This is a genomic window from Psychrobacter sp. S1-30-MNA-CIBAN-0213, from assembly GCF_040309845.1.
Lineage (GTDB): Bacteria > Pseudomonadota > Gammaproteobacteria > Pseudomonadales > Moraxellaceae > Psychrobacter.
Map to the genome: position 1 here is coordinate 335,869 of NZ_JBEOPE010000004.1, position 26,107 is coordinate 361,975.

The 26,107-nt window shown below is 42.0% G+C and carries 21 protein-coding genes; 10 read left to right on the plus strand and 11 right to left on the minus strand.

The window, feature by feature from the left end:
• Positions 1–509: 509 nt before the first annotated feature.
• Both AAEY87_RS06415 and yghU read right to left on the minus strand, forming a co-directional pair.
• Positions 510–1,730, minus strand: coding sequence for a DUF1176 domain-containing protein (locus tag AAEY87_RS06415; RefSeq protein WP_350656423.1), 1,221 nt, complete (start codon positions 1,728–1,730; stop codon positions 510–512).
• Between the two features lie 290 nt (positions 1,731–2,020).
• On the minus strand, positions 2,021–2,875 hold the full coding sequence (gene yghU, locus AAEY87_RS06420) for a glutathione-dependent disulfide-bond oxidoreductase (protein WP_350656424.1): 855 nt from the start codon (positions 2,873–2,875) through the stop codon (positions 2,021–2,023).
• 343 nt (positions 2,876–3,218) lie between these two features.
• Here yghU and AAEY87_RS06425 point away from each other — a divergent pair, with 343 nt between their 5' ends.
• Positions 3,219–4,595, plus strand: coding sequence for a DHA2 family efflux MFS transporter permease subunit (locus AAEY87_RS06425; RefSeq protein WP_350656425.1), 1,377 nt, complete (start codon positions 3,219–3,221; stop codon positions 4,593–4,595).
• A gap of 177 nt (positions 4,596–4,772) precedes the next feature.
• On the opposite strand, the gene bfr (AAEY87_RS06430) is transcribed toward AAEY87_RS06425, so the two are convergent.
• The 3 genes from bfr (AAEY87_RS06430) to AAEY87_RS06440 form a co-directional block, all read right to left on the minus strand.
• The gene (bfr, locus tag AAEY87_RS06430) at positions 4,773–5,255 is read right to left on the minus strand and encodes a bacterioferritin (RefSeq protein WP_068035914.1); all 483 of its coding nucleotides are present in this window, start codon (positions 5,253–5,255) and stop codon (positions 4,773–4,775) included.
• A 72-nt stretch (positions 5,256–5,327) separates the two neighbouring features.
• The gene (gene bfr / locus AAEY87_RS06435) at positions 5,328–5,816 is read right to left on the minus strand and encodes a bacterioferritin (protein WP_068035916.1); all 489 of its coding nucleotides are present in this window, start codon (positions 5,814–5,816) and stop codon (positions 5,328–5,330) included.
• A gap of 402 nt (positions 5,817–6,218) precedes the next feature.
• Positions 6,219–6,410 carry a (2Fe-2S)-binding protein gene (locus AAEY87_RS06440; protein ID WP_068035918.1) on the minus strand — a complete coding sequence of 64 codons (192 nt, stop codon included), beginning with the start codon at positions 6,408–6,410 and terminating at the stop codon, positions 6,219–6,221.
• Between the two features lie 622 nt (positions 6,411–7,032).
• Here AAEY87_RS06440 and AAEY87_RS06445 point away from each other — a divergent pair.
• Positions 7,033–7,344, plus strand: a complete 312-nt coding sequence (locus AAEY87_RS06445) for an ArsR/SmtB family transcription factor (RefSeq protein WP_350656426.1) — start codon at positions 7,033–7,035, stop codon at positions 7,342–7,344.
• A gap of 90 nt (positions 7,345–7,434) precedes the next feature.
• On the opposite strand, the gene AAEY87_RS06450 is transcribed toward AAEY87_RS06445, so the two are convergent.
• The 5 genes from AAEY87_RS06450 to AAEY87_RS06470 form a co-directional block, all read right to left on the minus strand.
• A complete protein-coding gene (locus AAEY87_RS06450; protein WP_082785668.1) occupies positions 7,435–8,157 on the minus strand; it encodes a sulfate/molybdate ABC transporter ATP-binding protein in 723 nt (240 codons plus the stop codon).
• 30 nt (positions 8,158–8,187) lie between these two features.
• On the minus strand, positions 8,188–9,126 hold the full coding sequence (gene cysW / locus AAEY87_RS06455; protein ID WP_350656427.1) for a sulfate ABC transporter permease subunit CysW: 939 nt from the start codon (positions 9,124–9,126) through the stop codon (positions 8,188–8,190).
• Between the two features lies 1 nt (position 9,127).
• Complete coding sequence (gene cysT, locus AAEY87_RS06460) at positions 9,128–10,012, minus strand: sulfate ABC transporter permease subunit CysT (RefSeq protein WP_068035926.1); 885 nt, start codon at positions 10,010–10,012, stop codon at positions 9,128–9,130.
• A 258-nt stretch (positions 10,013–10,270) separates the two neighbouring features.
• Complete coding sequence (locus AAEY87_RS06465; RefSeq protein WP_350656428.1) at positions 10,271–11,374, minus strand: sulfate ABC transporter substrate-binding protein; 1,104 nt, start codon at positions 11,372–11,374, stop codon at positions 10,271–10,273.
• Between the two features lie 311 nt (positions 11,375–11,685).
• Positions 11,686–12,825 carry a sulfate ABC transporter substrate-binding protein gene (locus tag AAEY87_RS06470; protein ID WP_350656429.1) on the minus strand — a complete coding sequence of 380 codons (1,140 nt, stop codon included), beginning with the start codon at positions 12,823–12,825 and terminating at the stop codon, positions 11,686–11,688.
• Between the two features lie 344 nt (positions 12,826–13,169).
• Here AAEY87_RS06470 and AAEY87_RS06475 point away from each other — a divergent pair, with 344 nt between their 5' ends.
• Positions 13,170–13,688, plus strand: coding sequence for a hypothetical protein (locus AAEY87_RS06475; protein WP_350656430.1), 519 nt, complete (start codon positions 13,170–13,172; stop codon positions 13,686–13,688).
• Positions 13,689–13,955: 267 nt separating this feature from the next.
• Here AAEY87_RS06475 and sat read toward each other — a convergent pair whose 3' ends face one another.
• A complete protein-coding gene (gene sat, locus AAEY87_RS06480) occupies positions 13,956–15,209 on the minus strand; it encodes a sulfate adenylyltransferase (protein ID WP_350656431.1) in 1,254 nt (417 codons plus the stop codon).
• Positions 15,210–15,467: 258 nt separating this feature from the next.
• On the opposite strand from sat, the gene AAEY87_RS06485 reads away from it, so the two are divergent.
• The 7 genes from AAEY87_RS06485 to AAEY87_RS06515 all read left to right on the plus strand — a co-directional run bounded on the left by AAEY87_RS06485 (position 15,468) and on the right by AAEY87_RS06515 (position 26,064).
• On the plus strand, positions 15,468–17,159 hold the full coding sequence (locus AAEY87_RS06485) for a nitrite/sulfite reductase (protein WP_350656432.1): 1,692 nt from the start codon (positions 15,468–15,470) through the stop codon (positions 17,157–17,159).
• A complete protein-coding gene (locus AAEY87_RS06490; RefSeq protein WP_350656433.1) occupies positions 17,152–17,754 on the plus strand; it encodes a DUF934 domain-containing protein in 603 nt (200 codons plus the stop codon). The genes AAEY87_RS06485 and AAEY87_RS06490 overlap by 8 nt, the downstream gene beginning before the upstream one ends.
• A 64-nt stretch (positions 17,755–17,818) precedes the next feature.
• Positions 17,819–18,457: a phosphoadenosine phosphosulfate reductase domain-containing protein gene (locus AAEY87_RS06495; RefSeq protein WP_058368855.1), complete on the plus strand. Its 639-nt coding sequence runs from the start codon at positions 17,819–17,821 to the stop codon at positions 18,455–18,457.
• Positions 18,458–18,520: 63 nt separating this feature from the next.
• Positions 18,521–18,673 (plus strand): hypothetical protein, encoded by a 153-nt coding sequence (locus AAEY87_RS06500; protein WP_350656435.1) that lies wholly within the window; start codon positions 18,521–18,523, stop codon positions 18,671–18,673.
• A 15-nt stretch (positions 18,674–18,688) separates the two neighbouring features.
• Complete coding sequence (gene cysG, locus AAEY87_RS06505; protein WP_350656436.1) at positions 18,689–20,302, plus strand: siroheme synthase CysG; 1,614 nt, start codon at positions 18,689–18,691, stop codon at positions 20,300–20,302.
• A 147-nt stretch (positions 20,303–20,449) separates the two neighbouring features.
• On the plus strand, positions 20,450–22,021 hold the full coding sequence (locus tag AAEY87_RS06510; protein WP_350656437.1) for an exonuclease SbcCD subunit D C-terminal domain-containing protein: 1,572 nt from the start codon (positions 20,450–20,452) through the stop codon (positions 22,019–22,021).
• Between the two features lie 86 nt (positions 22,022–22,107).
• Entirely contained in the window at positions 22,108–26,064 is a 3,957-nt protein-coding gene (locus AAEY87_RS06515) for an AAA family ATPase (protein WP_350656438.1), read from the plus strand.
• Positions 26,065–26,107 lie beyond the last annotated feature (43 nt).

Genomic DNA, 26,107 nt, shown 5'->3' on the forward strand with positions numbered 1-26,107 from the left:
ACCACGCTGCCTTTATTAAAGAATTACCGGACCACATAAAAGTGTCGATAATCAGAAGCGAAGTCATTAAAACTTAGAGCCTCTACAATAAATGCGTTCGTGCTGTCTGACGTATTTTGGTGGTAGTGCCGAGTGTCTTATCCTTGTTTGATATCAGCGCATTATCATTGCTTTGTCCAAAGCAGATAAAGGCGAATAACAACCAATCTAAACCATATTTATGATTCAGTAGATAAGATATGAGTCAAAAATAACTGATCTTTCTATTAAATGTTATTTAAGTACACAAAATCATCGGCAACAATTACTTACGGTCAATCCTAGACCCAAAATCGCAGGCGATGTTATCAATCTCATAATTCACGAAAGTCTAAGCTAACGTGGCGACGCAGTATAGCATAATGAATCCACTATCAGTACTTATTTTTTATTTTTTTATCAAAAGAACAGTATCTGTAGGTCAAAAATAAGTTTTTGAACCTATAAAACTTTGAACCTATAAAATTAAGCTATCGTGATTTATTTACTTCAGATACATAGGTTGGTAGCTGCCATGCACCGCCTATTTCAATCATGCGACACATTCCTGTGCTACTTTCATGGCTTTTTACAAAACTTTTACCTGTCCATATCCAGTCAGTTTTGTATAAACAGTCACCAATACCGCGTCCTTTTTGAACTGAACTTATTTTACCACTATCATAGTTGGTCGCCTCGGTAGTCACCAACACCGGATTATAAGGTTTGGTGTCGTTTATTACCCACATCCCAGTTCCTGCATTGTAGGCACCCATCCAGCAGTTATGCTGTACTAGCAGCTGTGATCCATTTAAACGGTTGATACGCCAAGAAGACTTATCCATCAAATTTGGGCAATCAGTATTCACGTCTGGTATCGTATCTTTCATCAACGCTGACAGCTGTGATGTTTTCATGCTAAATTTTTTCTTACTGTTTGAGGTGGCTTTTGCATTTGGCACGACTAAGCGAAGCTGCGGTGCTGCTTTAGGTGCTAATACGCTACTATTAGATTTGCTAGCACCATCGGCGCTAATAAAGGCACTTGATGTTCCCACTCGCCCTTGTGCTTCATCTGCTTTTAGCATGACAGCCGTTGCACCTTTGTCAGACAACTCCCAGCGCGAATTACGCATTACAAGCTCAATCTTACTAGACTTGGTTAATGCTTCAAGCAGAGCTGCAACCTGTGTCGAAGTTAAGTCCGCATCGCCAGCTACCGTTGAGAATGGCTTGGTTTCCCCCAAGTCTTTATCATCAATAAACAGTGACATGCGATGACGACTACCTAGCTGTAGCAGGGCTTTCGTAGAGCTCTCTTTAGCACCGCCAAGTTTGATTTTCCCAACTACGTTAGCATCACTGCCAGCACGACGAACTAATAATACAGAAACAGGGAAATCGCTGTTGTTTTCAGCTTGGTAGCCTGCCAGCCGACAAGTGCGCGTATTGTCACACGCCACTTGCCAATCCTGATGAGTTAGTTCAGTGGCGCTACTTATTGGACTTATTGCGATGGCGCTAGCGGCTACGAATGCCGACAATACTATTTTATTTTTAGCAAAAATACTTTTTAAAAATGTGCTGTTTAGCGCTTTATCACGAGAAATATCAAGCATCCAAGCCAGTTTATTGTTGTTGTTATTAAACTTAGCACTACTATTGCCCGCAGACATAGATGACTGCCTAGGCTCATTATGTAAACCTTTCATAACTCTCACTCATCAATAGAGGAAATATAAACACTGAATCCTAATGACTACAGCGACTCGTCATCTTAACCCACCGACGTTTCTGTCTGTTGTACTAATGTATCATTATGTAAATAAACAAGCAAACAACTTTCAAACGGCTATGACATTTAGTTTGAATGATCTCCATAAAAATGGCTGCTTAGCGCAATGCTAAACAGCCTTTCAACTTTTATTATAAATAGCTATCGCAAAAAGCTATTAAGAAAATTCTAATCAAATAAAATACACGTTAAAAAATTGCCATGAATTCAAGAAATTGGTTGTAATGGTAAGTCGACAGCCCTTTTCACTGCAGGGCGTTCAGCAATTAATTTTGCCCAACGTTGCACATGTGGATAGCTATCGACTTGTAAAAACTCAGCAGCATCATAGAGTTTGCCTAATACGAGCTGGCCGTACCAAGACCAAATAAGCATGTCTGCTATGTTGTAATCTTTTTCGTCATTGCCGCACATATATACTCGGTTTTTTAAATGGCTATCAAGTACGTCAAGCTGACGTTTGGTCTCCATCGTATAACGGTTGATTGGGTACTCCATTGGTTCGGGAGCATAAGCATAAAAATGTCCAAAGCCGCCACCTAAGAAAGGCGCACTACCCATTTGCCACATTACCCAAGAAAGACATTCTGCCCGCGCTGCTCCTTGTTCCATTGGCACAAATTTGCCAAACTTTTCGGCTAAGTACATCAAGATAGCCCCAGACTCAAAAATAGCGATAGGCTCGCCAGCATCGTTACTAGAATAATCAACCAAGGCTGGTATTTTAGAGTTAGGATTCATAGCGACAAAGTCAGAGCCAAACTGATCACCTGCAGAGATATCAATCTTATAGGCATCATACTCGGCACCCTTTATATTAAGCTCAGCCAACTCTTCTAAGATTATATTTACTTTGACACCATTTGGCGTATTTAATGAGTACAGCTGGAACGGTGCATCGCCCACTGGTAGTTTTTGTTCATGACGCACGCCTGCTGTCGGGCGATTAGTGCTAGCAAACTTACCACCGTTGTCTTTATCCTGCACCCAAACTTTTGGCGGTACATATGTATCGTTTTGCTTATTAGAATGATTGCTAGATTTATTATTATCATGACTCATAACATATCCTTAGTTTGTATTTATCGACTCATATTTATAGCATTATCATGCTTCTACTAACGTTGCTTACTTATATTTTTTGCTTAAGTAGCTAGTGAAGCTTTACTATAGCGGGAACTAGCCTCTATATTAAAGCTCTCTCTTGTAAGCAACATCTTGCTTTAAACGGCACTATTTACACGCTTATAGTCATTAGGTTTTATGAGTTAGCTAATGATAAACCGTTACCTTGAGTCACTTTTATTATCATCTGCTCTTTCTTATACTACTCGGCTTGCATAGCGAACTGGTTGCAAACAGATCACTTTGCTTATTTTATACTGGGATATCTAATGAGATTGACATGGTAACGCTGACCCCGACGCAAGAGAAATACCTACCGTATGTACTGGCAGTAGCGTTATTTATGCAAATCTTAGACGCTACCATCTTGAATACTTCATTGCCGCAAATGGCCCAAGCGCTGGGTGAATCGCCTCTAAAAATGCAATGGGCCGTTATCAGTTATGCACTAACTCTAGCTATCTTTATCCCTATCAGTGGTTTCTTAGCGGACAAATATGGGACGCGTCGAGTATTCTTATCGGCCATTATCATTTTTTGTATCGGCTCGCTATTGTGTGCAGCCTCGCCTACTTTAGACTTTTTGATTGGATCTCGAATTGTACAAGGTATCGGCGGTGCAATGATGACCCCGGTTGCTCGCTTAATTTTAGTCAAATCCTATCCACGTAATAAGTTATTGACGGTAATGAACTTTGCCGTCATACCCGCGTTAGTGGCGCCCTTAGTCGGACCACTATTGGGTGGTTACATAGTACAATACGCTAGCTGGCACTGGATATTTTTGATTAACATTCCTATGGGTATGGTCGGCTTTGTATTAGCCAAAAAGCTTGTACCTGCACTCTTTGAAGATACCAAACGTCTAGATTGGACAGGTTTCTTATTATTTGCTGCAGCAGCATGCGGGTTTACACTTGCTGTCGAGTTTGGATCACAAACCGATCGTGGGCTCTATGGTTTACTGATGGCTCTAGTCTCAACCCTACTGATAGGTGCCTATATTTGGCATGCGAAACGTAAAGAGTCACCGATATTTCCTTTGAGCTTGTTTAGCATCCGCACCTTTCGTATTGGTATTACTGGTAACTTGTTCACGCGCCTCGGTATCAGCGCTGTACCATTTTTACTACCTCTGCTGCTACAAGTAGTGTTTGAATATTCTCCTTCACAGGCAGGATGGTTGCTTGCGCCTATCGCAGTTGGTGCGATAGGTATCAAGCCATGGGTCAGTAAAATCATTCAGCGTTATAGCTACCGTACTGTATTGGTTTACAATACCTTCTTAATGGGCACGCTAATTATCATCTTGGCGCAGTTCAGCGACTCATCACAGTGGCCATGGTTTATACCGGTTTTGACACTAATGGGTGCAAGTAATTCAATGCAATTTAGTGCCATGAATACTATTACGATTGGTGATTTACAGGGTGCGCAGACTAGTAGCGGCAATAGTCTCATGGCAGTAAACCAGCAATTGGCAATCAGTTTTGGCATTGCCTTTGGGGCAGCAGTTCTCAATTTATTAAGAGAGCGGTTAGAGCTTGATATCTTGATGGCATTTCAGACGACTTACTGGGTGCTAGGGATTCTAACGATACTTTCAGGGTTGTATTTTTTACGACTCAAATTTGAAGATGGTCGAGGCTTATATTAAGAATAGATTCGTTACAGCAGAGTCAGATCAAAACGTGATAATCCTAAACACAAAAAAGCCAACATACTTTATAAAAAATATGCTGGCAAGTTTGATTAAACTGGCACAATCAAATGCATCTAGCTTCTTAGTTTAAAGGCAGGTTTGTTTTAATGCATTTTCTGACCCTATAGCGCTCTAAGGTGTTGCATCGTCATCCATTTGTGACTGAATGTAGTTTTGCACACCAACCGCTTTAATTAAGTCTTCTTGGGTCTCGAGCCAATCCTCGTATTCTTCGTTGCCATCTTTGAGCGTTACTAATAACTGGCGTGACACGTAATCGCGATGCGTCTCGCATAGTGCAATAGCATCAGTAATGATGTCAAATTTTTGCTTTTCTAAACGTAGATTACAGTCAATAATCTCTGGTACGTCTTCGCCAATAAGGATTTTGCCCAAATCTTGTAGATTTGGTAATCCACCTAACAATAAAATACGCGCAATCAAATCATCCGACCACTTCATCTCAGCAATTGACTGCTTATAAAATGCATCGTTTAGCGCTTCAAGCCCCCAATGACGTGCTACACGAGCATGCAAGAAATACTGATTGATCGCGATAAGTGATTGACCAAGCACCTTGTTTAATGAACGAATAACCTCTTTATCACCTTTCATAATCTCTCTCTCCCTTTTATATCTCTTATAGAACCAATTTTCGATGTTGACTAACTATCAGTTTTATTATAATTAGGCAAGATTGGGTGATACTTCGGCCATTTGACTCTGGAGGTAATTTGGTAGACTAATCATATCGATAAGACGTAACTGCTGCTCTAGCCAATGCGCATGATCTTCCTCAGTATCCTTGAGTTGCTCGACCAGCATATCGCGAGTGACGTAATCACGCTCTTCTTCACACATAGCGATACCATTTTTGAGATGCTCTTGAACTTGATACTCTAAATCAAGATCAAACTGCAGCATTTCTGGCACTGTCTTACCGATGTGGATATCATCAACAGACATTTTTGGTGTCCCGCTCAGCATTAAAATACGGCGGATAATCGCTTGTGCATGCAGAGTTTCATCTTCCATCTCATGATGAATACGTTCATACAGCTTGCCATAATGCCATTCAGCATACATCTCTGAATGAATAAAATATTGGTCACGAGCGGCCAACTCACCGCCTAATAAAAAATTTAAATAATCGATAACTTTTTGGCTGCCTATCATAACATCTACTCCTATTTTAGAACCTATTCGACTTGGTTATTACCTTAAACCCACACTTTTAACACAATGATAATAGTTTTTTTGAACTACTTAGTAATATTTATACTTGAGTGGCTTCTGACAATGTCAAATAGATATAGTAGCATACAGGTAAGATATGGCTTGTAACGTTGTGAACTAAGAATAAGATGCCAGTTGAGAACAATAATTAAATAGAGTTATTTGATTATTAGCTAAGGAAAGAAAGTTGAATAAAAGGATTTCTACTCATCATAGAAACTACTACAAATCGTGAAAAAATAACCATCTATACACCTCTTATATTGTATAAATACAAGAATTCTTTAATACATCTATCACTAACTAAAACTTGCTATTTTTATGGCATGCTAATTGCAATATTTAAACTGCATAAGCCAGTAATTCAAGCTTAGCATGATGCTCGTTTAGATAGTCATTGACCATAGGTTCACAGCATCCACAACAAGTAGCAACATCAAGGGAATCTTTCAAACCCTCAAGGGTATCGATTCCTGAAGCAATAGCTGCTTGAATTTGCTTCTCTTTTACATCGTTACAGATACATACGTACATTTAGTTGCTCCTATCTTTATAACTGGTTGATACTCTTTATAATAACGATAACTATTACCATTTACAATGATTGTTGCAATAATTGTCAGTCTTATGTGCTTAACTTAAAGATATTAACCTATCTATTTTTAATACAAAAAAACAAGTTCGCAAAGATCATAATATAAAAGAATATATTTATATATCCGTAAATATGCATATATTTGTGATAAACGGTGTTAAAATGGCGACAAACGGATGAATAAAGAATATTTTTATATAACTTGATGTATTTATTGTGTTATTATTGATTTCAGTTGTTATAATGTTTTTTATTGTCTACTTATTATATTATATTTGTGTAGATATGTGAACAAATAGCAGATGTTCGACAGTGGCTCAATAGGACAATTATTGGCTGAAAGCCACAAAGATCGTCCCTGCAAAATTAACGAAATAACATTAACGAAACTACGCTTTGTCTTGTTTACTGGATGAATGCTTTTTACTGAATTGATTAGATAATAAGTTATCAAGTGCTATTAGATAATGGATTATCTATTTTACTAACTACTTAACTGTTCTCTTATTAGGATGATTAAAATTCATAAGTAAGCGTGACAATATATTTGGAATATACTCTATGTCTGACAATACTTTTGCTATGCAGCCTCTTGACTTATTTAAAGTACTATCTGATCCGACTCGTTTGAAGTTGTTTCAAATTCTATTTAACAAAGAGTCACGTTGCGTATGTGAATTGGTAGATTTGCTTGACCAGCCGCAACCGACCGTATCGCGTCACCTGAATCACTTAAAGAAGCTGGGAATTCTGAGCTGTTCGCGCGAAGGTACATGGATGTGGTATGAGGTAGCAGATGACTTACCAGAATGGTGCCAAGATATTTTAGAGATTACTTACAAGACTCTGATGAGTCAGCCAGAAATTAGTTAACAGCTTAGCTTTATACTATTCCTTGCGCATAAAAAAAGACCTACATTATTTTAATGCAGGTCTTTTTTTATGTTTGAGTAATACGTCTGATTACACCAAATCTAAGAAATCACTAACAAAGGCATTAGCTGGATGATGGATTAGCTCTTCTGATGTCCCCACCTGCTCTACATGACCATGATTCATTACCACAATCTCATCTGACACTGCGCGTGCTTCTTCTTGATCATGAGTCACCATGATGCTGGTAATACCCAAATCGTGATGAATATCTTTTAGCCAAGTACGCAATTCTTTACGTACCTTGGCATCAAGCGCACCAAATGGCTCGTCAAGTAATAACAATTTAGGCTTTACCGCAAGTGCCCGTGCCAGCGCAATCCTCTGACGCTGACCGCCTGATAACTGATGCGGATAAGCATTTGCCAGTTGTGGCAATTGCACCAAGTCTAATAGCTCTGCGACGCGCTTATTGATATCGGCCTTACTAGGTCGTTCGTTCTTTGGCAATAAAGTAAGTCCAAATGCTATATTGTCAGCGATATTTTTGTGTCGAAATAGCGCATAGTGTTGAAACATAAAACCAATATGGCGTTTTTGCACAGGCGTATTAGTCACATCCAGCTCATCAAATAATATTTGTCCCGAGTCCGCATATTCAAGACCCGCGATAATACGCAGTAAGGTCGTTTTACCGCAGCCTGACGGACCAAGCAAAGTAGTCAGCTTACCAGTCGGTACAGTGATATTAATGTTGTCTAAAGCGGTAAAGTTACCAAAATTTTTATTAACGTTACGAATCTCGATGCTCATATCTGTATCTCTTTTATGATTCTTTTTATATTAGGCTTTGTTGTCGTCGACACTGCTTATCACAGTCGCATTGGCACTAACCAGTAGTTCAGGCGCGCTAACCAACCTTTCGGACTTGGCAAATTTACGCTCCTGTAGCTTAGTCATCACTTGTTGTATCAGCAGCGTCACTAAAGCAAGTGCAGCAAGTAAGCTTGATAACGCAAAGGCGGCAGTGAAGTTATAATCGTTATAAGCAACCTCAACCAATAGCGGCATAGTATTGGTCTCACCGCGAATATGACCCGATACCACACTCACAGCACCAAACTCACCCATTGCTCGGGCATTAGTCAAAATCAAACCATACAGCAATGCCCATTTGATATTTGGTAATGTTACATGCCAAAAGGTCTGCCAGCCAGTGGCACCCAATGTAAGCGCTGCTTGCTCCTCAGAGTCGCCTTGCGTTTGCATCAGCGGTATCAGCTCACGTGCCACGAATGGAAAAGTGACAAATAATGTCGCTAATACAATACCAGGAACAGCATAAATGACCTGAAAGCCCATACTTTCAAGCCAGCCACCAACGGTAGAATTGAGTCCGAATAGCAATACAAACATCAAACCTGCAACGACCGGTGACACTGAAAAAGGTAAATCAAGCAAAGTGGTGACCAGCTGCTTACCTTTAAATTGATAACGGGTGACTAACCAGGCAATTGCGATGCCCATCACCATATTGATTGGTAATACGATACCAGCAGTAATTAACGTGAGCTTAATAGCTTGTAAGGCTTCTGGATCGACAAGCGATGCTATATACAACTGCCAGCCATCCTTGAAAGCTTCATAAAATACAGCTAGTAGTGGCACGACCAGCATGATCACCATGAACAAGACGGCAATAGCGATAAAGGTACGTCGTATCCATGGAGTATCTTTGGTTGCAGGATTGCTTTGATAATCATAACTATTAGCTATTTGCATCTTAGCGAGCTCCTACACGGCGCGACAGTTTCCACTGTACGATATTAATGGTCAATAAAATCACAAATGAAATCAACAGCATAAATAATGCCACTGCCGAAGCGCCTTGAATATCAAATTGCTCAAGCTTACTGATAATAATAAGCGGTAAAATCTCAGATTGCATTGGAATATTACCCGCGATAAAAATCACCGAACCATACTCACCAGTAGCACGAGCAAACATCATACCTGCACCCATCAGTAGTGCCGGTAGCAGTTCTGGTAAAATAACTTTGCGAAAGGTAGTAAAGCGATTCGCGCCTAATACCGCAGCAGCCTCTTCAAATTCAACTGACAACTCTGCTAATACTGGCTGCACGGCACGGACAATAAACGGAAAACTAACCACGACTAAGGCGAGCCAAATACCTATAGGGGTAAAAGCTACCTGTATGTCGAACTTCTCAAACCACTGGCCAATTAGACCATTAGGTGCATAAAGGGTGGCAAGAGAAATACCTGTCACTGCGGTCGGTAGCGCAAATGGCAAATCTACTAAGGCATTAATCATTGACTTGCCCCAAAATTCATAACGTACCAACACCCACGCAACTAGCGTACCAAATACCATATTGGTCAACATCGCCAAAAAGGACATCCATAGGCTCAGCTTAATGGCAGCAGTTACTTGTGGCTGAGTAATAGTCTCCCAAAACCCAGTCCAGCCCATTTGTGTCGTGGTATAAGCCATCATTGCAAATGGAAGTACCACCAATAACGATAAGCTAAAGACGGTAATGCCCATGCTCAGACCGAAACCTGGCAGCACATTGCGTTGACGCAAACGTGTCAGCCAACCTTTTTTATTAAGGGGTTTACTGGCAGAAGGTGTTTTTGCACTCATATTGATGTCCTATTGTCTAACTAATAGTACTTAGCGATAGTACTTAGTGACAGTACTTAGCAATGGCACTTATCGTAACGACCACGTTATATCAAATCTATTATTAGTCTGCTTACGGTATAAAGGACATAGCGCGGGCGGCCATGTCCTTTATATGATTGAACGCTAATCGAAGAATTGCTTTGTTAGAAGCTACTGTACTTTCTAAGTCATACTTTTTAGCTAAGTAGCAGTTTTTTACAATGCCGTACTAGCTAGCTACTGTGGCGCATTAATGGCTAGCTGATCGAATACCCCACCATCGCTGAAGTAAGTACCCATGATCTCATCCCATGTGCCAAATGCATCGTTAGGGCGGAAAGTTTCAACTGGTGGTAGTTTGTCACCGTTTTTATCGAGGACGCTTTTCACACTAGGACGTAAATAGAGGTCAGCGGCCAATTGCTGAGCAGGCTCGCTCCATAAATAATCAAGATATGCTTTTGCCGCGTCAGTCGTGCCTTTTTTGTCAGTAACAGACTTAACGATCGCAACAGGGCTCTCTGATTTGATAGAGTATTTAGGATAAACGATATCAACTTGACCAGCACCAAAGTCAGTAGCGGCAAGGTTAGCTTCGTTCTCAAAGGTTACCAAGACATCACCGATGCCGCGCTGAACGAAAGTCGTCGTCGCTGCACGTCCGCCATTCTCGTAGACTTTGACATTCTTAAGCATGTCTTTTACGTACTTTTTGGCAGGAGTCTCTTCATTATTAAAGGCATGTAAGCCATAACCATAAGCCCCTAAAAATGCATAGCGGCCATTACCAGTCACTTTTGGGTTAGCCATAACAATCTCAACGCCATCTTTGGTTAAATCTTCCCAATCGTTGATGCCTTTTGGATTGTCTTTACGCACTAAGAATACGATGGTACTGGTAAAAGGGACGGCGTTATCAGGGAATTTGCTTTCCCAATCTGCTTCAACCAAGCCTCTTTTCTCAAGTAGCTCGATATCTGAGCCTTGGTTCATGGTAGCGACATCTGCTTGCAGACCGTTGGCAACAGACAATGCCTGTTTACTTGAGCCACCATGTGACTGCTTAATTAGGATATTACTGTTTGGATTTTCAGCTTTATAATGCTCAACGAACAACGGGTTATAGCCTTTATAAAAATCACGTGCTACATCATAAGAGACGTTTAGCAGCTCAATATCCTGACCCTCTGTGGTCGCTGCGGTGCCATCAGCATTAGTAGTAGTGTCTGCCTGCTCATTATTACTACAGCCAGCGATTCCAAGTGTGAGGGCAACGCCTGCGATACTTAAGACGCTAAGCGCTTTATTTTTATGTTGATAGCCTGCCGCGTAAGATGTCATAAATGCCTCAAAGATGTTTGTTATGTAATGCAAGTATGCTAACAGTGCCAGCTTATTATGTTTAATGACTAATATGCGTATGTTATTGCCAAAATGGAATAACATACGCATCTAGTAAATCCACAAATATTTTAATTATTAGGACTTGCTGTGATAGATAACTATAAAGCCAAAGCTATCAATTACTTAGGTTTCATATGCTAGCAGGCACGCTGCACATTTTATAAATATGCAGCGCAATAATTCTCCAGCTGGGTACCAATATCTAGTTACTTATATGACACTTTATAACTGTTTTATAATGGTGAGGCTTACTGCTCTGCCCGTGCCAACTGATCAAAAACTCCGCCATCGACAAAGAATTTATCCATAATTTGCTCCCATGACCCAAAGACGGCTATTGGCTCAAAAGTATTGATATCAGGTAGGGTATCTTTATGCGCGGAGAGGACGGCTTTATCACTGGGACGTAGATACATCTGTGCCATCAATTCCTGTGCTGGCTTATCCCATAAACCTTTTAGGTAAGTGTTTGCTGCATCTGCATTACCATTTTTTTCAGTAACGGTATTGACCACAGCGACTGGATTATTGATGGTAATAGAGTAGCTTGGATAAATAAGCTCAGTCTGCCCTTTAGCGTATTTTTTGGTGACTAAATGCGCCTCATTTTCCGTAGTAATCAGTACATCCCCTAGCCCGCGCTGGGTAAAGCTGGTCGTTGCGGCACGTGCGCCATTGTCATAAGTAACCACGTTTGCCAGTACCTTTTTAATAAAGTCATCAGTCTTAGCTGGATTTTGTACGCTTTCTTTAAATTGATGCAGTCCATAGCCATACGCTCCTAAAAAGGCATAGCGAGCGGTACCACTTGTTTTTGGGTTTGGCATTACTACATCAACATCATTACGCGCTAGATCTTGCCAATCTTGAATATTTTTTGGATTACCATCGCGCACCAATAACACCATGGTACTGGTATAAGGGACGGCATTGTTTGGTAATGCTTGCTGCCAATTAGTGCCCACCAAGCCTTTTTCGACCAGTAAATTCATGTCAGTCGCTTGGTTTAGGGTCACCACATCCGCTTGTAAGCCATTAGCGACAGATAGCGCTTGTTTGCTGGAGCCACCGTGCGACTGGTTGATGTTCACTTTACTGTTTGGATGTTTAACCTGATAAGCACTACTAAATAGCGTATTGTATTCTTTATAAAAATCGCGTGACACATCATAAGAGACATTCAAAAGGCTAATGTTTTTCGCATCGTCTGCTGATTTTTCTGCATCGTTTTGAGTCGCCTGTGTCGGGCTACAGCCTGTCATTAATATCAGCGCTGTAAATACGCTACCTATCATTAAAGTACGCGGCAGCATATTTTTCTGAGCGCGCGTGACATTATGTTTGCTACGAGACGATAAGGTGTTGATAGTTTCGGTAATCAGTTGCATGGTAGTTCTCTGCAGAATTGGAGAATTGAATGAGGGTTTATTTTTATTAAAGTATTAAGTGGAGCAGATATAGATAAGAATTATGTGAGGATTGAAGCTATGCTAGCAGCTTGTTTGTTGAGCGCTTAGTGACAATTAGGCTTATCGAGTGATGAACTTGGCATAAGTAAGCGATTTAACGGATCTATAGTAGGTAAGTTTACGTAACGTTTATCCTATAAGGCGATGAGAGAGTTCTGTTATAGACTGTGGCATACTCTAATTATCAAGCGCAAACTATTAAGCGCACAGTCATGGCCTACCATATGTCGCCTACCATCTATTAATATCAAGGAGTCCCCTCTATGATTAACTACCAACGCCAGCGCTCATTATTTTCTGTTGCAGCACTGTTTTTTGCTACCATTGCCTTCGCTACCGTAACGGGTTGTAGCTACAGTAATGATGCACATGCTGAACGCGTAGCGAAGAGTGCTACCGTTATTCAAACGCCTGCTGTACAAAAGGTCGTTGGTGATTATGCTTCTTCAGGTTATGACAAACGGGCGCAAGGTAATGATTGGGTGGGAGTTATGGTACGGGCAGATGACAGCGACCAGATTAATATCAAAGTACGCGCTCGTAGCGATGTTAAAAAACCAACCTGCCATTTTGATGGTCAGGCGACTTTGATGGGTCAAGATAAAGCGCACGGCGTTATCTTTCAAACGACCGTTAATGACAGTATGGCTTTTTTTCAATTTAAAGATGGTCAGCTAACTATTGATAGTCAAGATAAGTACGCACTGAATCAATTTTGTTCTGGTGGCGGTACGCTAGTTGGCGACTATAAGAAGCTTTCGAGTAATTTAGAGCTAACCTAAACGCATTATTTTTAAATGATTGGTCTTCAGGTATAAAAAAATCATGCATAAAAAAAGTGGTAGATTTTGGGTCTACCACCTTTTTTATACACACTCTTTTTTATATATAGTCGATACTAAATAAAATAGATACACTGCATGAATTCGCTAGACTGGTACAAATTTTTCTTGCGTGCTGTGCCTGCGCAGACAGAGGCTGCAAAAAATTTATCCCAGTCTCGCTGTATCTTTTTTATTTTGCAATTTTATCAACGATAAAAATACTACCTATACCGCAGATGCACCAGTCAATTTGACCTCAGCACGTTCCTCTTTTGCGATACCGGCATAGTAATCACGTAAAATCTGTAATACTTCTGGACGGCTAAAGTTCTCTGGCACGTCCTCATCTTCTGATAATGCCTTACGTAGCTTAGTACCTGATACTTTGACATGCTCAGACGCTTCATGCGGGCAAGTTTTATCTGAAGCCATGGCATTACAAGCATTACACCAGAACGTCCAGCCAATTTTTAGCGGCTGAGTAATGAGGTCGTCTTTACCAACATATTCAAAGATAGTCTGCGCATCAAACGCACCATAGTAATCACCGACACCAGCATGGTCACGGCCAACAATCAGATGGCTACAACCATAATTTTGACGGAATACGGCATGCAATAGCGCCTCACGTGGTCCGGCATAACGCATATCGAGCGGATAGCCTGCCTGAATAACAGTATCTTGTCTAAAGTAATTATCAATCAAGGTTTTGATGGCTTCTTGACGCACGTCAGCTGGGATATCACCTGGCTTTAATGCCCCTAGCAATGAATGAATCAACACCCCATCGCAGATTTCAATGGCAATCTTGGCAAGGTATTCGTGTGAGCGGTGCATTGGATTACGCGTTTGGAAGGCGGCGACTGTTTTCCACCCTTTAGCGTCCAAAATCTCACGTGTCTCAGCAGGGGTTTTATAAATCTCTGGATATAAGGTTGGGAACTCGCCTTCGCTTAGCACTTCGACGCTACCTGCAATGTTTACTTCACCTTGGTCTAGTACTTGCTGCACGCCCGGATGTTCGCTATCAGTGGTGGTAAAGACTTGCTGACACTCATGTTCTTTATCGATGGTATAAGTCTCTTCTACCGTCAAGATGCCCATGATTTCGCCATCTTGGGCGACTAACGCGACTTTATCACCTTGATTTAGGCTATCGGCGGTTAATTTAGGCGCTGATAAAGTGATGGGAATTGGCCAAAACAAGCCAGTATTATCACCACTTTGCAGACGCATGTTATCAACCACCCCTTGCCAATCCGCTTGGTTCATAAAACCATTCAATGGGGTAAAACCGCCAATACCCAACATAATCAAATCGCCACGCTCACGTGAGCTCAGAGTAATCGTCGGTAAGGTGCTGGCAAGTTTCAACGCTTGCTTGCGAGCATCACCTGTTAATAGTAACGGCTTAAGATCGCTGCTACCGTGCGGCGGAACAAGTTTTGATGATTGTTGATTATGGGCTGTAGATGTCATATTGATTTAGAGCCTTTATAGGTAGTGATAAAATAAGTAGTAATAAATTTGATAAACATAGGCTACCTAACTTTCTTTATGAAAATTTATGCTGTGTTTGGATATGGATATGACTTAAAGGAATTTATGTTTAAAGGCGTAAACTTATATGATAGTGAAATTACATTGTTTGCACCGCGATTAGCCATAAGATTTATCACACACGCAAATCATTTTCGTTGCTGCTTTTAAGACTAAAAACAAAATTGAGATTACGTCATGTATCAATATAATTACGCTGACCAGACCTTGGTAGAGGAACGAGTCGCCCAATTTCGCGACCAAACCGAGCGGTTTTTGGCAGGCGAGCTGCCAGAAGAGCAATTTTTGCCGCTGCGTTTGCAGAACGGCCTCTATATCCAACGTTATGCGCCGATGTTGCGTATTGCCATTCCTTACGGGTTACTTGCCAGCTATCAGTTGCGTAAATTGGCTGAGATTACTCGTAAATATGACAAAGGCTACGGGCACTTTACTACCCGTACCAATATTCAGCTAAATTGGCCAAAGCTAGAAGATGTGCCAGATATCTTGGCGGAGCTGGCCTCGGTACAGATGCACTCAATACAAACTTCTGGTAACTGTATTCGTAATACCACGACCGATCCTTATGCCGGTATTCATCAAAATGAGATTGCCGATCCGCGTCCTTACTGCGAAATCATTCGCCAGTGGTCGACCTTTCATCCTGAGTTTGCTTTTTTACCACGTAAATTTAAGATTGCTGTTATCGGCACCGATGAGGACCGCGCAGCGACACAAGTACACGATGTTGGTTTGCACTTGAAGAAAAATGAAGATGGCGAGCTTGGCTTTGAAGTCCTAGTCGGCGGCGGTCTTGGTCGTATCCCAGTCCTTGGTAAAGTTATCAATAAGTTTTTGCCACGTCAGCATCTGCTTAGCTATTTAGACGCTATATTGCGTGTCTATAACCTGCATGGTCGGCGTGATAAAGGTAGCAAGTACAAATCACGTATCAAAATCTTGGTCGATACCTTAGGCGGTCCTGCGTTTGCTAAATTGGTCGATGCCGAGTGGGAAGCGCATACCAAAGACGGGCCGCTGACGCTGACTGATGCGAACTTTAAGACGGCTACCAGCTTCTTTAGTGAGCCTGATTATGTGACCTTCGATGCGCTACAAGCACAGTCTGATTTGCAGCAGCAATTAAACGCTGATAAAGACTTTGCCAATTGGTATAACCAAAATACCGTGGCACATAAGGTCGCTGGTTACCGCGCAGTCGTTATTTCTCTCAAAGCGGGCTTGGTCGATGGCAAGTATGTACCATCCGGTGATGTCAGCGAATCGCAGATGGATGCGCTTGCTGATCTTTCTGACAAGTATAGCTTTGGCGAGCTGCGCGGCACGTATCAGCAAAATCTGGTATTCGCTGACGTGCAAACCAACCAGTTATACGAGCTATGGCAGCAGCTATCAGATCTGCATTTAGCACGTGCCAATATCAATACTTTAACTGACATGATCGTCTGCCCTGGTTGGGATTATTGCTCACTTGCCAATGCCACTACTCATAATATTGCTGAGCAAATCGAGAAGCAGTTTAGCAATCTTGATTACCTGTATGATCTTGGCGATATCCGCCTCAATATGTCGGGCTGTATCAATGCCTGTGCACACCATCATACTGGCGATATCGGTATCTTGGGTGTCGATAAAAAAGGTGAAAACTGGTATCAAATCAGCCTTGGCGGCAACTCGAGTAACGATGCTAAGCTTGGCAAAATACTAGGCCGATCCGTACCTACTGAAGCGGTAGCTGACACCATTCAAAAGATCGTTGATGTCTATGTCGATCTGCGTGCTACCACTGATAATGATGTTGAAAGCTTTGGCGAATTGGTCGAGCGCGTCGGCATTGATCCCTTTAAGGAGAAGGTCTATGGCTAATCACCACATTTTGGATAGTCACGGCGTCGATATTAGCCATAAAGATAGCTGGCATGCGTTAACCACTGATACGTTACCAGATGGTATTGCCTCGATAGACCTCACGTTACTTGAGCTGCTGCAAAGACAGGAAAAACCTGACGTCCTAGTACCACTCGCTGATTTATTGGACGGTTCAGGGGCGCTGGCAAGTGGTTTGGTCAAAGAGGTGTATGAGCTGATAGTCCAGCATAGCAGCCGTATTGGATTATGGGTGACTGCTGATACGGATGCGAATGCACTGACAGAGCTAAGTGAGCTGCTAATAAAGAAGGCGCTCATCGTCATTCATGTTCCTAAATTCGCTGATGGACGCAACTTTAGCTTCGCTCAAACGCTACGTCAAATGGGCTATCAAGGTGAGATTCGTGTCGCTGGCGCGTTCGGCCGTGATCAAATTGCTTATCTATTACGCGTAGGTGTTGACAGCTTTGTGCTCAGTGAGCATGACATGCAACCAGACTCTAAATTTAGTATTGACCAAGCGTTTACTGCCCTTGCTAGCAGTTATGACGGTCGCAACGCCGCCGACTTACCGATGTTTTCGGGCAATTAATTTATTCATGTATTAAACTTTTTCTAACTCACTTGTTAAATCAATCCCATTTAAGGAACGTATTATGAGCCAGTTACACCCAAATATAGATATCGACCAAGCTAACCAAGACTTGCAAGGCAAATCACCAGAAGAAATCGTGGCATGGGCACTAACACAAGCTAAAAACCCAATTATCACGACTAACTTCCGTCCTTATGAATCAGCAATCTTGCATTTGGTTGCCAAGCAGCGCCCCGATATCACCGTATTGTGGGTGGACTCAGGCTACAACACGGACGCGACGTATCAGTTTGCCAATAAAGTTATTCGTGATTTAAACTTAAACGTCATCACTTATATTCCTAAGCAAACGGCCGCCTATCGTGACGCAACGATGAATGGTATCCCAGGCATAGATAATCCGCAGCATGATGAATTCACGGATCAAGTAAAACTTGAGCCATTTCGCCGCGCATTAGATGAACTGAAGCCTGACGTGTGGTTTAACGCCATTCGTAAAGATCAAACGGAATTCCGTCAAGGTCTTGATGTACTCAGCCTATCAAAAGATGGTGTGTTAAAAGTTGCGCCATTATTTGAAAAAACAGACGCTGATTTAGATGTGTATCTTGAAGAGCATAATTTGCCAAATGAGTTTGATTATTTTGATCCGACTAAAGTAGAAGAAAGCCGTGAGTGTGGTTTGCATACGCAGTTGTAGTCAAGCGTTGCAGTAACCCATGATGTTAAAACCCCTCTTACACTTACGTAAGAGGGGTTTTTTATGATAAATATTTTCCTAATTACTCTCTTCCCTATTCCCTTTCCTGTCAAAACACGCCTTTATGATGACAAAAACGAATATGCTAATGCCAATTCACTACGTGAGCGCATGCCTGTGATACCTCATAATGGTGGCATATCTTACATTGAATGAATAATTGGTGATGCTATGAACACCTTTCCGCTATTTTTTAAATTAGAAGACCGCAAAGTGCTGATCGTTGGTGGCGGTGATGTCGCGCTACGTAAAGCAGACTTGCTCAGTCGCGCTGGTGCTTGCATTACAATCCTTGCGCCAAGTATCAGTGCTGAAATACAAGCCTTGCTATCAGATAGTAAGCATGAACTTATCTATGAAAATTATAATAAAGCCAATATGTCAGGTGCACGAGTCATCATCGCCGCGACTGATGACCAAGGTCTGAATCATCAAATCCATGCTGACGCGACCGAGCTGAATATTCCGGTCAATGTCGTCGATACCCCGCATTTATGCGACTTTATTTTCCCCGCTATCGTTGATCGCAATCCGATTGTGATTGGTATCTCATCCAACGGTAAAGCGCCCGTGCTGGCACGTCTACTGCGGGCACGTCTTGAAACTCTAATTCCGCAAGGTTATGGCAAACTGGCCAAGCTTGCTGGTGAGTTTCGCGCGGAAGTCAAAACCAAAATACCAACTCTTACAGGACGTCGCCAGTTTTGGGAGCGCGCCTTTGAAGGTCAAGTCAGTCAGCTGATATTTGCCGGTAATGAGAAGAAAGCGACTGCCCAATTGCAAGCGGATTTAGATAACACTGCATCCGCTATCAAGAAAAAAAATACAGTAGAGAATGAATCCACAAAATCCCAAACCGTAAAAAATATAATGGGCGAAGTTTATATCGTTGGTGCAGGACCCGGTGATCCAGAGCTGCTTACCTTTAAAGCGCTGCGCCTCATGCAACAAGCGGATATTGTCTACTATGATGCTCTAGTCTCTCCGCAAGTATTAGACTTATGCCGCCGCGATGCTGATAAAGTATTTGTTGGTAAAAAGCGCAGCAATCATGCCGTCGCACAGCTTGGCATCAATGAGCTGCTAGTCAATAGCGCGAAAGAAGGTCGCCGTGTAGTGCGTTTAAAAGGTGGGGATCCCTTTATCTTTGGACGTGGCGGCGAAGAGATTGAAAGCTTACGTGCGCATGGCGTCCCTTACCAAGTCGTACCTGGTATCACCGCTGCTAATGCTGCTGCCAGTTATGCTGGTATTCCGCTCACGCATCGAGATCACTCACAATCAGTACGTTTTGTCACTGGATTTTTGAAGGCTGGCGCACCCAATAGCAATTTTAAAAGCTTTTTAAATACCGACGAAACTGTGGTGTTTTATATGGGTTTGCATTCGCTGGCGCGTTTGACTGAAGGTTTAATTGACGCAGGGCGCAGTAGCGACACCCCAATTGCTATCGTCTCTAACGCTAGTATGCACAATCAGCAAGTATTGACCGGTACGCTTGAGACTATTGTTGCTCAGCAAGAACAAGCACAACTGCCAACCCCTGCCTTACTTATCATGGGTGACGTCGTCAGCTTACATCATGATTTGGCTTGGTATAACCTACACAATCAGCAAAACAATCAAAATAGTGAACATACAGCTAGTAACTGGCTACGTGAAGGATCAGCTACTACGGACAAAGATTCAAAAAAACCTATAGACCAGCAAGCCCATGCGCTATCTATGGTGGCTAATTTGGCTGCACAGCAAGAAGAAGACTTGGAGCAATTAGTGATTGGTTAGGTTTTATGGTTAATTTCTAAAAAGCTAAGCCCTACCGATAATATATTGGCAGGGCTTTTTTTATGCGCTTGCAACAGAGCAGAAGAGCAAATCGCAACAATTCTTGCTAGAATGATGGCTTTCTAATAAACATCTTTAAGCTCAACTATGTCCACACCTGCCGATACTAAGTTCATGCCTACTAAACCTTTAAATATATTACACACCTCAGATTGGCATTTGGGGCGCAGGCTGTACGGCCGTATGCGTTATGACGAGTTTGAGGCCTTTCTTGACTGGTTATACGACACCATTAGCGCGCAAAAAGTCGATGTATTAATTGTCGCAGGTGATATTTTTGACACTATGACGCCGAGTAACAGAGCTCAAGCGCTGTATTATGAGTTTTTAGGCAGGGTCTCAAAATCATGCTGCCAGCATATCGTTATTGTCGCGGGCAACCATGACTCCCCTACTTTTTTAGATGCACCAAGCAATGTATTAAAATTCTTAAACGTTCACGTCATTGGCACTGCTTGTGACGACTTAAACGATGAGGTATTGGTGTTAGACGATGCAGACGGTATACCGCATTGCATCATCGCCGCTGTCCCCTATCTGCGTGACCGTGATGTTCGTAGCAGTAGTGCTGGAGAGTCCGCAGATAGCAAAGATGCCAACGTTATCAAAGGCATTCGCGCCCATTATGATGAAGTGGCTAGCATTGCCAAAACCCAGCAAGCTGAATTAACAAAATCCCATCAGCGCCATATTCCTATCATTGCCACAGGACATCTATTTGCTGCTGGTGGCACTACTACTGAAGATGATGGTGTGCGTGAGCTTTATGTCGGCTCACTCGGCAAGATCTCCGCTGATATGTTTGATGAAAGCTTTGACTATGTGGCACTTGGGCATTTGCATGTCCCGCAGCGTGTCGGTGGTCGTGAGAGCATTCGCTATTCAGGATCGCCTATTGCGATGGGTTTTGGTGAGGCCAAGCAACAAAAACAAGTATTGCTGGTACAGTTTGGGGAAGTAGAAAATGATTTTAGCGATCAAAAACCAGCATCAAATAGTGTCGCTGAAAGCAGTATGCCTAAGCTCACCAATACAGTTGCCACGATTGAAAAATCAGTAGAAAAAGTTGCTAAAAAAGTAGCAGTTCAGACGACTGATTTTATGGATGACTTGTTTGGTTTTGATGACTCAGTAGAAAGTGAAGAGAGCGACGTAAAGGAAGAAAGCAGGGTTGAAGAAGGTTTAACTCAAACAGATGCTAAGTTAGCACATCAACTGCTGCATCATGATGAGTCACGTCAGATGCAAGTGGTTTCCCTACCCATTCCAAAATTCCAAAAATTGGCGCAAGTTTCAGGTGATTTGAAATCTATTCATCAGACTATTGATAAAACCATCCAATCTCTTGAGGCAACAGAATCTATTTGGCTAGAAGTTATTTATACGGGCGATGAGGTTATCAGCGAGTTGCGTGAGCATATTCAGGCAATGGTAGAAGGTTTGCCGTGTGAAGTATTAAAAATTAAAAACACGCGCACCTATAATAAAGTCCTCAATCAACAACAAATTTCTGAGACACTACAGGATTTAAATGAGGAAGAAGTGTTTGAGCGCTGCTTAACCGCTCATAATATTCCTGACGAGCAAAAATCATCTTTACGTGACGCGTATGATCAAATCGTTTATAACTTACGTCATGCAGACACTCAGGCTGAATAAGCGCATTTTAAATGCCAGCCAATAACTTCTTCACTTCTTGCCACTACCCTTTTGATAACTGCTCTATATAAAAATAAGACCTGCCCATGCGACTGATTGAACTACGACTTAAAAACTTAAACTCCCTAAAAGGCGAATGGCACATAGATTTTAGTGATCCGGCTTTTCTGAATGAAGGCATCTTTGCCATTACTGGGCAGACGGGCGCTGGCAAGACTACTATTTTGGACGCGATTTGCTTAGCACTTTATAGTCAGACGCCAAGATTGGGCGATATTACCGGCTCAACGAACGAAATCATGACCCAAGGTACGGGTGAGTGTTCGGCAGAAGTCATCATCGAGATAGATTCCAAGCGTTATCAATGCTACTGGTACCAGCATCGTGCCCACAAAAAAGCCAAGGGCAACTTATTACCGATTAAGCATGAGATTAGTGAGGTCAAAACCGGCAAGATTTTAGAAGAGAAAAAATCTAAGACATCAGCCTACATTCAGGACCTTATTGGCATGGATTTTAATCAATTTACCCGCTCCATCATGCTAGCACAGGGCAGTTTTGCCGCGTTTTTAAAGTCTGATATTGGCGATAGAGCAGCCATTTTAGAGAAGATAACCGGTACTGCTATCTATGCCAAAATATCGTTGAACGTCCATGAAAAGAAACGCTTTGAGGAAGAAGCGCTTGGTAAGCTACAAGCGGGCATTAATAGCTTATCGTTATTAAGTATTGAAGATGAGAAGTTATTGGCAGCAGAATTAGAGACCCTTAATCGACAGCAAAGCACACAACGGCAAACATTCAAAACACTGAGTGAGCAACTGCAGTGGCTGGATAGTGTTGAACAGCTACAGCGAAATCTATCGACCTATCAGACCGATTTTGCAGCAGCTCAGCAGGCGCATCAAGCCTTTAATCCAGAAGCACAGCGCCTAGATACTGCTAATAAAGCTTTAGAAATTGATAGCCAATTTCGAGAACTTAGCTATAGCCGAGAGTTGGTCAATCGAATTAGCACTGAACAACATGAATTACTCAGTAAGATTCCAACACAGCAAGAAGCGCTTACACAAGCTTCTACCCATGTAAACGATGTCAATAAAATTGAAAAGCAAGCTACGGATAATCTGCAAGCCATTCTGCCTATTATTGCAAAGACACGCGAGTTGGATGCTGAGATAAAACAGCAATCTCATTCTTTAGCCGATGATGATCAACGTAAAAATGTATTAGTCAATAATACGCAACGATTACGTCAAGAAATAGCCAGCCATGGACAAACAGAGCAAGAGACGAAGGTTCAACTTAGTAGTATAGAAAAGTATTTTAGCGATTACCAAGAGCTAAATGATCTTGATAAAGATATGGCAACCTTTGATAGCAGCTGTCGCCGATTAAAGGCGCTGCTAGAAGGTAATGTCAGCTTAGCAGCGGATAAGCTTGCGCATGACAATCAATCAAGCCAGCTACAAGCTCATTTCGATAAATTATCTAAGCAACAAGATGCTGATAAGTTGTTAATAACGAAGCAACGCGAGCAATTGGTCAGCGTACAACAGCAGCAAGCAGTACTCATCGAAAAACAGTCGCTTGCTAGTATGCGCAGCGAGCAAGAGCAAGTAGATCAGATCAACACTCAGATTGCGCAAGCCAGCTTTAAGCTACAGCAGCTGTCTGAGCTTGCCAGCCAAATCGAAAAGACCAATCTCTCACTGCCCACGCTAACCGAGGAATTAACGACCTTAGCAGGATTGATTGCTAGTCATCAATCAGATATTCAAGACACTAAGCTCAAGAGGCAAGAAAAACAAGAGCATCTGAATTTACTACAAAAGGTCGCTAAGCTTGAGGACTACATAACAGAGCTAGAAGATGGCTTGCCCTGCCCGTTATGCGGCGCGCATGAGCATCCTTATGGTAAGCATCATCCGTTATTAGACAGTAATAATATCGATGACAATGTCGAGCAAAAACAGTCGTCCACAATAAAACAAACTAAGACGCAACAAACTCAGCAGCAAATAGCTGAGCTAGAAACCATTATTGATAACCTTGAGCAGGCTTTATCAACATACAATATCGAATACGCCACAAAGAAAGAGACGCTTAATAACCAAGAGCAACAACTAGCACCGCTACAGCAGAAATCCGAAATCTTACATGGTGATATCCAGTCTTACCTATCTTCACTATTTGAGACTAAGAGCGATTACTCTGAAGCAATCGCAGCAATTATCAATCCTCTTAATAATATAAGCGATGATATCAATGCGACCATCACGAATATAGAACATAGCTTATCCTTATTAGACACCGTCAAACACGACTTAAACGAACATAAACAGTCTCTTAAAATCATAGTGGTCGAATATGATAACTTAACTGAGAGTGCGGCAAAGCTCAGTACTGCTATCGAAGCCGATGAAAAGCAGCAACAGGCAGTTAGTCACGACATCAGTAACCTAACAACTGACATCAAGCTTAATTCTCAAAAGATTGATGGTATAAAAGATAAGATTGCCGCTAATTTCTCAGAGTTGGCGCCCCTGATGACTACCGTTTCATCTCTAACGCATAAATACCCAGCGGATAAATATAAAGAACACTTAAACTCAACTATAGCGCTCAATGCGGCAGACTTATCTGACGCACTTATGCAGCTGCGTCATAGTTTTGATGAGCAAACGGTAATAGGCAGTGCAGATTATGACCGTCATATTGAAAAACTACGTCAACAGCGCAGCGCTTTAAACCAGTTAAAACGACAATTTAATGAGCAGAAAGACCGCCAGCAGCAGCTAACCAATACCTTAAGCAGCTTGACTGCGCAGATTGAAACCAAGCAAGCACAGCTTAGCAATGATGAAACAGCGCTCAAAGAGTTAGAGCGCTTAATTGCTCATAAAACCAAGGCTATCGAACAATTAAAGCAAGATAGAAAAGAGCTTTTTGCTGATAAAAATACGGACAATGAAGAAAATCAATTACGTAGTACGGTTGACGCAGCTAAAACCAAACAAGTAGTAGCACAAAGACAGTTAGATACCGTACAGCAGGCTCTAGAGCAATTAAAACTTAGAGAGAAACAGCTAGATACAGAGCTACAGTCGGCGACTACCACACTGAATACGCAGCAAAGCATCTTTTCTGATTTACTCGCAGAGTCACAGTTCGTCAATGAAGCTGCTTTTGTGAGTGCCCGCCTGCCTAAAGAAGAGCGCGAAGCACTACATACACGTAAATTAGCGATTGATAATGTATTGCATCAAGCTAAGTTGCAGTTGGATAGCACTCAGAAAGCGTTAGAGCAAAAACTTGCCAACCCTATGACAGATGCAAGCCGAGAAATAATTGCTAGCCAACACCATCAAATACAAACGGATATCGATGAGTTAAGTCAAAAAATCGGTGCGATTGACCAAAAGCTCAAGGATAACGACAACCAAAAAGGCGAACAAGCAACACAGCTTATGGCGATTGATGAGCAAAAGCAAAAGCTACAAGTTTGGCAGCAGCTACATACGTTAATTGGCTCAGCTGATGGCAAGAAGTATCGCACCTTTGCCCAAGGATTAACGTTTGAGGTCATGATTAGCCATGCCAATACGCAACTACAAAAAATGAGTGACCGCTATTTGCTCATTCATGATGACAGCAATCCGCTTGAGCTCAATGTCATCGACAACTATCAAGGCGGCGATATTCGTAGTACCAAAAATCTCTCTGGTGGTGAAGGCTTTATTATAAGTCTGGCACTGGCATTGGGGCTATCACAAATGGCCAGTCACAACATCCGCGTCGATTCACTATTTTTGGATGAGGGCTTTGGTACGCTTGATGAAGAGTCACTTGATATAGCGCTCGATACCTTAACCAACTTGCAGCAAGAAGGTAAGCTCATTGGCATTATCTCGCACGTACAGGCGTTAAAGGATCGTATCCTAACCCAAATCAAGGTCGAAAAACTTTCTGGCGGCTTTAGCCAAATCAGTGGTCAAGGCTGTCGCCGAGTTGTCAATGCTACCGATGAAAAAGCCTCGTAAATTAAGACAGTCGTTAATGCCGTTAATAAAAGATATGATAATG

Coding starts and splice junctions, on each gene's coding strand:
- bfr (WP_068035914.1), bottom strand. CDS start 5,255: ATGAAAGGTGATAAAGAGGTTATTCGTTCATTAAACAAGGTGCTTGGT.
- bfr (WP_068035916.1), bottom strand. CDS start 5,816: ATGATAGGCAGCCAAAAAGTTATCGATTATTTAAATTTTTTATTAGGC.
- sat (WP_350656431.1), bottom strand. CDS start 15,209: ATGACATCTACAGCCCATAATCAACAATCATCAAAACTTGTTCCGCCG.
- yghU (WP_350656424.1), bottom strand. CDS start 2,875: ATGAGTCATGATAATAATAAATCTAGCAATCATTCTAATAAGCAAAAC.
- AAEY87_RS06450 (WP_082785668.1), bottom strand. CDS start 8,157: ATGAGCATCGAGATTCGTAACGTTAATAAAAATTTTGGTAACTTTACC.
- AAEY87_RS06415 (WP_350656423.1), bottom strand. CDS start 1,730: ATGAAAGGTTTACATAATGAGCCTAGGCAGTCATCTATGTCTGCGGGC.
- AAEY87_RS06425 (WP_350656425.1), top strand. CDS start 3,219: ATGGTAACGCTGACCCCGACGCAAGAGAAATACCTACCGTATGTACTG.
- AAEY87_RS06490 (WP_350656433.1), top strand. CDS start 17,152: ATGGCTAATCACCACATTTTGGATAGTCACGGCGTCGATATTAGCCAT.
- AAEY87_RS06465 (WP_350656428.1), bottom strand. CDS start 11,374: ATGACATCTTACGCGGCAGGCTATCAACATAAAAATAAAGCGCTTAGC.
- cysW (WP_350656427.1), bottom strand. CDS start 9,126: ATGCAAATAGCTAATAGTTATGATTATCAAAGCAATCCTGCAACCAAA.
- AAEY87_RS06510 (WP_350656437.1), top strand. CDS start 20,450: ATGTCCACACCTGCCGATACTAAGTTCATGCCTACTAAACCTTTAAAT.
- AAEY87_RS06445 (WP_350656426.1), top strand. CDS start 7,033: ATGTCTGACAATACTTTTGCTATGCAGCCTCTTGACTTATTTAAAGTA.
- AAEY87_RS06440 (WP_068035918.1), bottom strand. CDS start 6,410: ATGTACGTATGTATCTGTAACGATGTAAAAGAGAAGCAAATTCAAGCA.
- AAEY87_RS06500 (WP_350656435.1), top strand. CDS start 18,521: ATGATAAATATTTTCCTAATTACTCTCTTCCCTATTCCCTTTCCTGTC.
- AAEY87_RS06495 (WP_058368855.1), top strand. CDS start 17,819: ATGAGCCAGTTACACCCAAATATAGATATCGACCAAGCTAACCAAGAC.
- AAEY87_RS06485 (WP_350656432.1), top strand. CDS start 15,468: ATGTATCAATATAATTACGCTGACCAGACCTTGGTAGAGGAACGAGTC.
- cysG (WP_350656436.1), top strand. CDS start 18,689: ATGAACACCTTTCCGCTATTTTTTAAATTAGAAGACCGCAAAGTGCTG.
- AAEY87_RS06515 (WP_350656438.1), top strand. CDS start 22,108: ATGCGACTGATTGAACTACGACTTAAAAACTTAAACTCCCTAAAAGGC.
- cysT (WP_068035926.1), bottom strand. CDS start 10,012: ATGAGTGCAAAAACACCTTCTGCCAGTAAACCCCTTAATAAAAAAGGT.
- AAEY87_RS06470 (WP_350656429.1), bottom strand. CDS start 12,825: ATGCAACTGATTACCGAAACTATCAACACCTTATCGTCTCGTAGCAAA.
- AAEY87_RS06475 (WP_350656430.1), top strand. CDS start 13,170: ATGATTAACTACCAACGCCAGCGCTCATTATTTTCTGTTGCAGCACTG.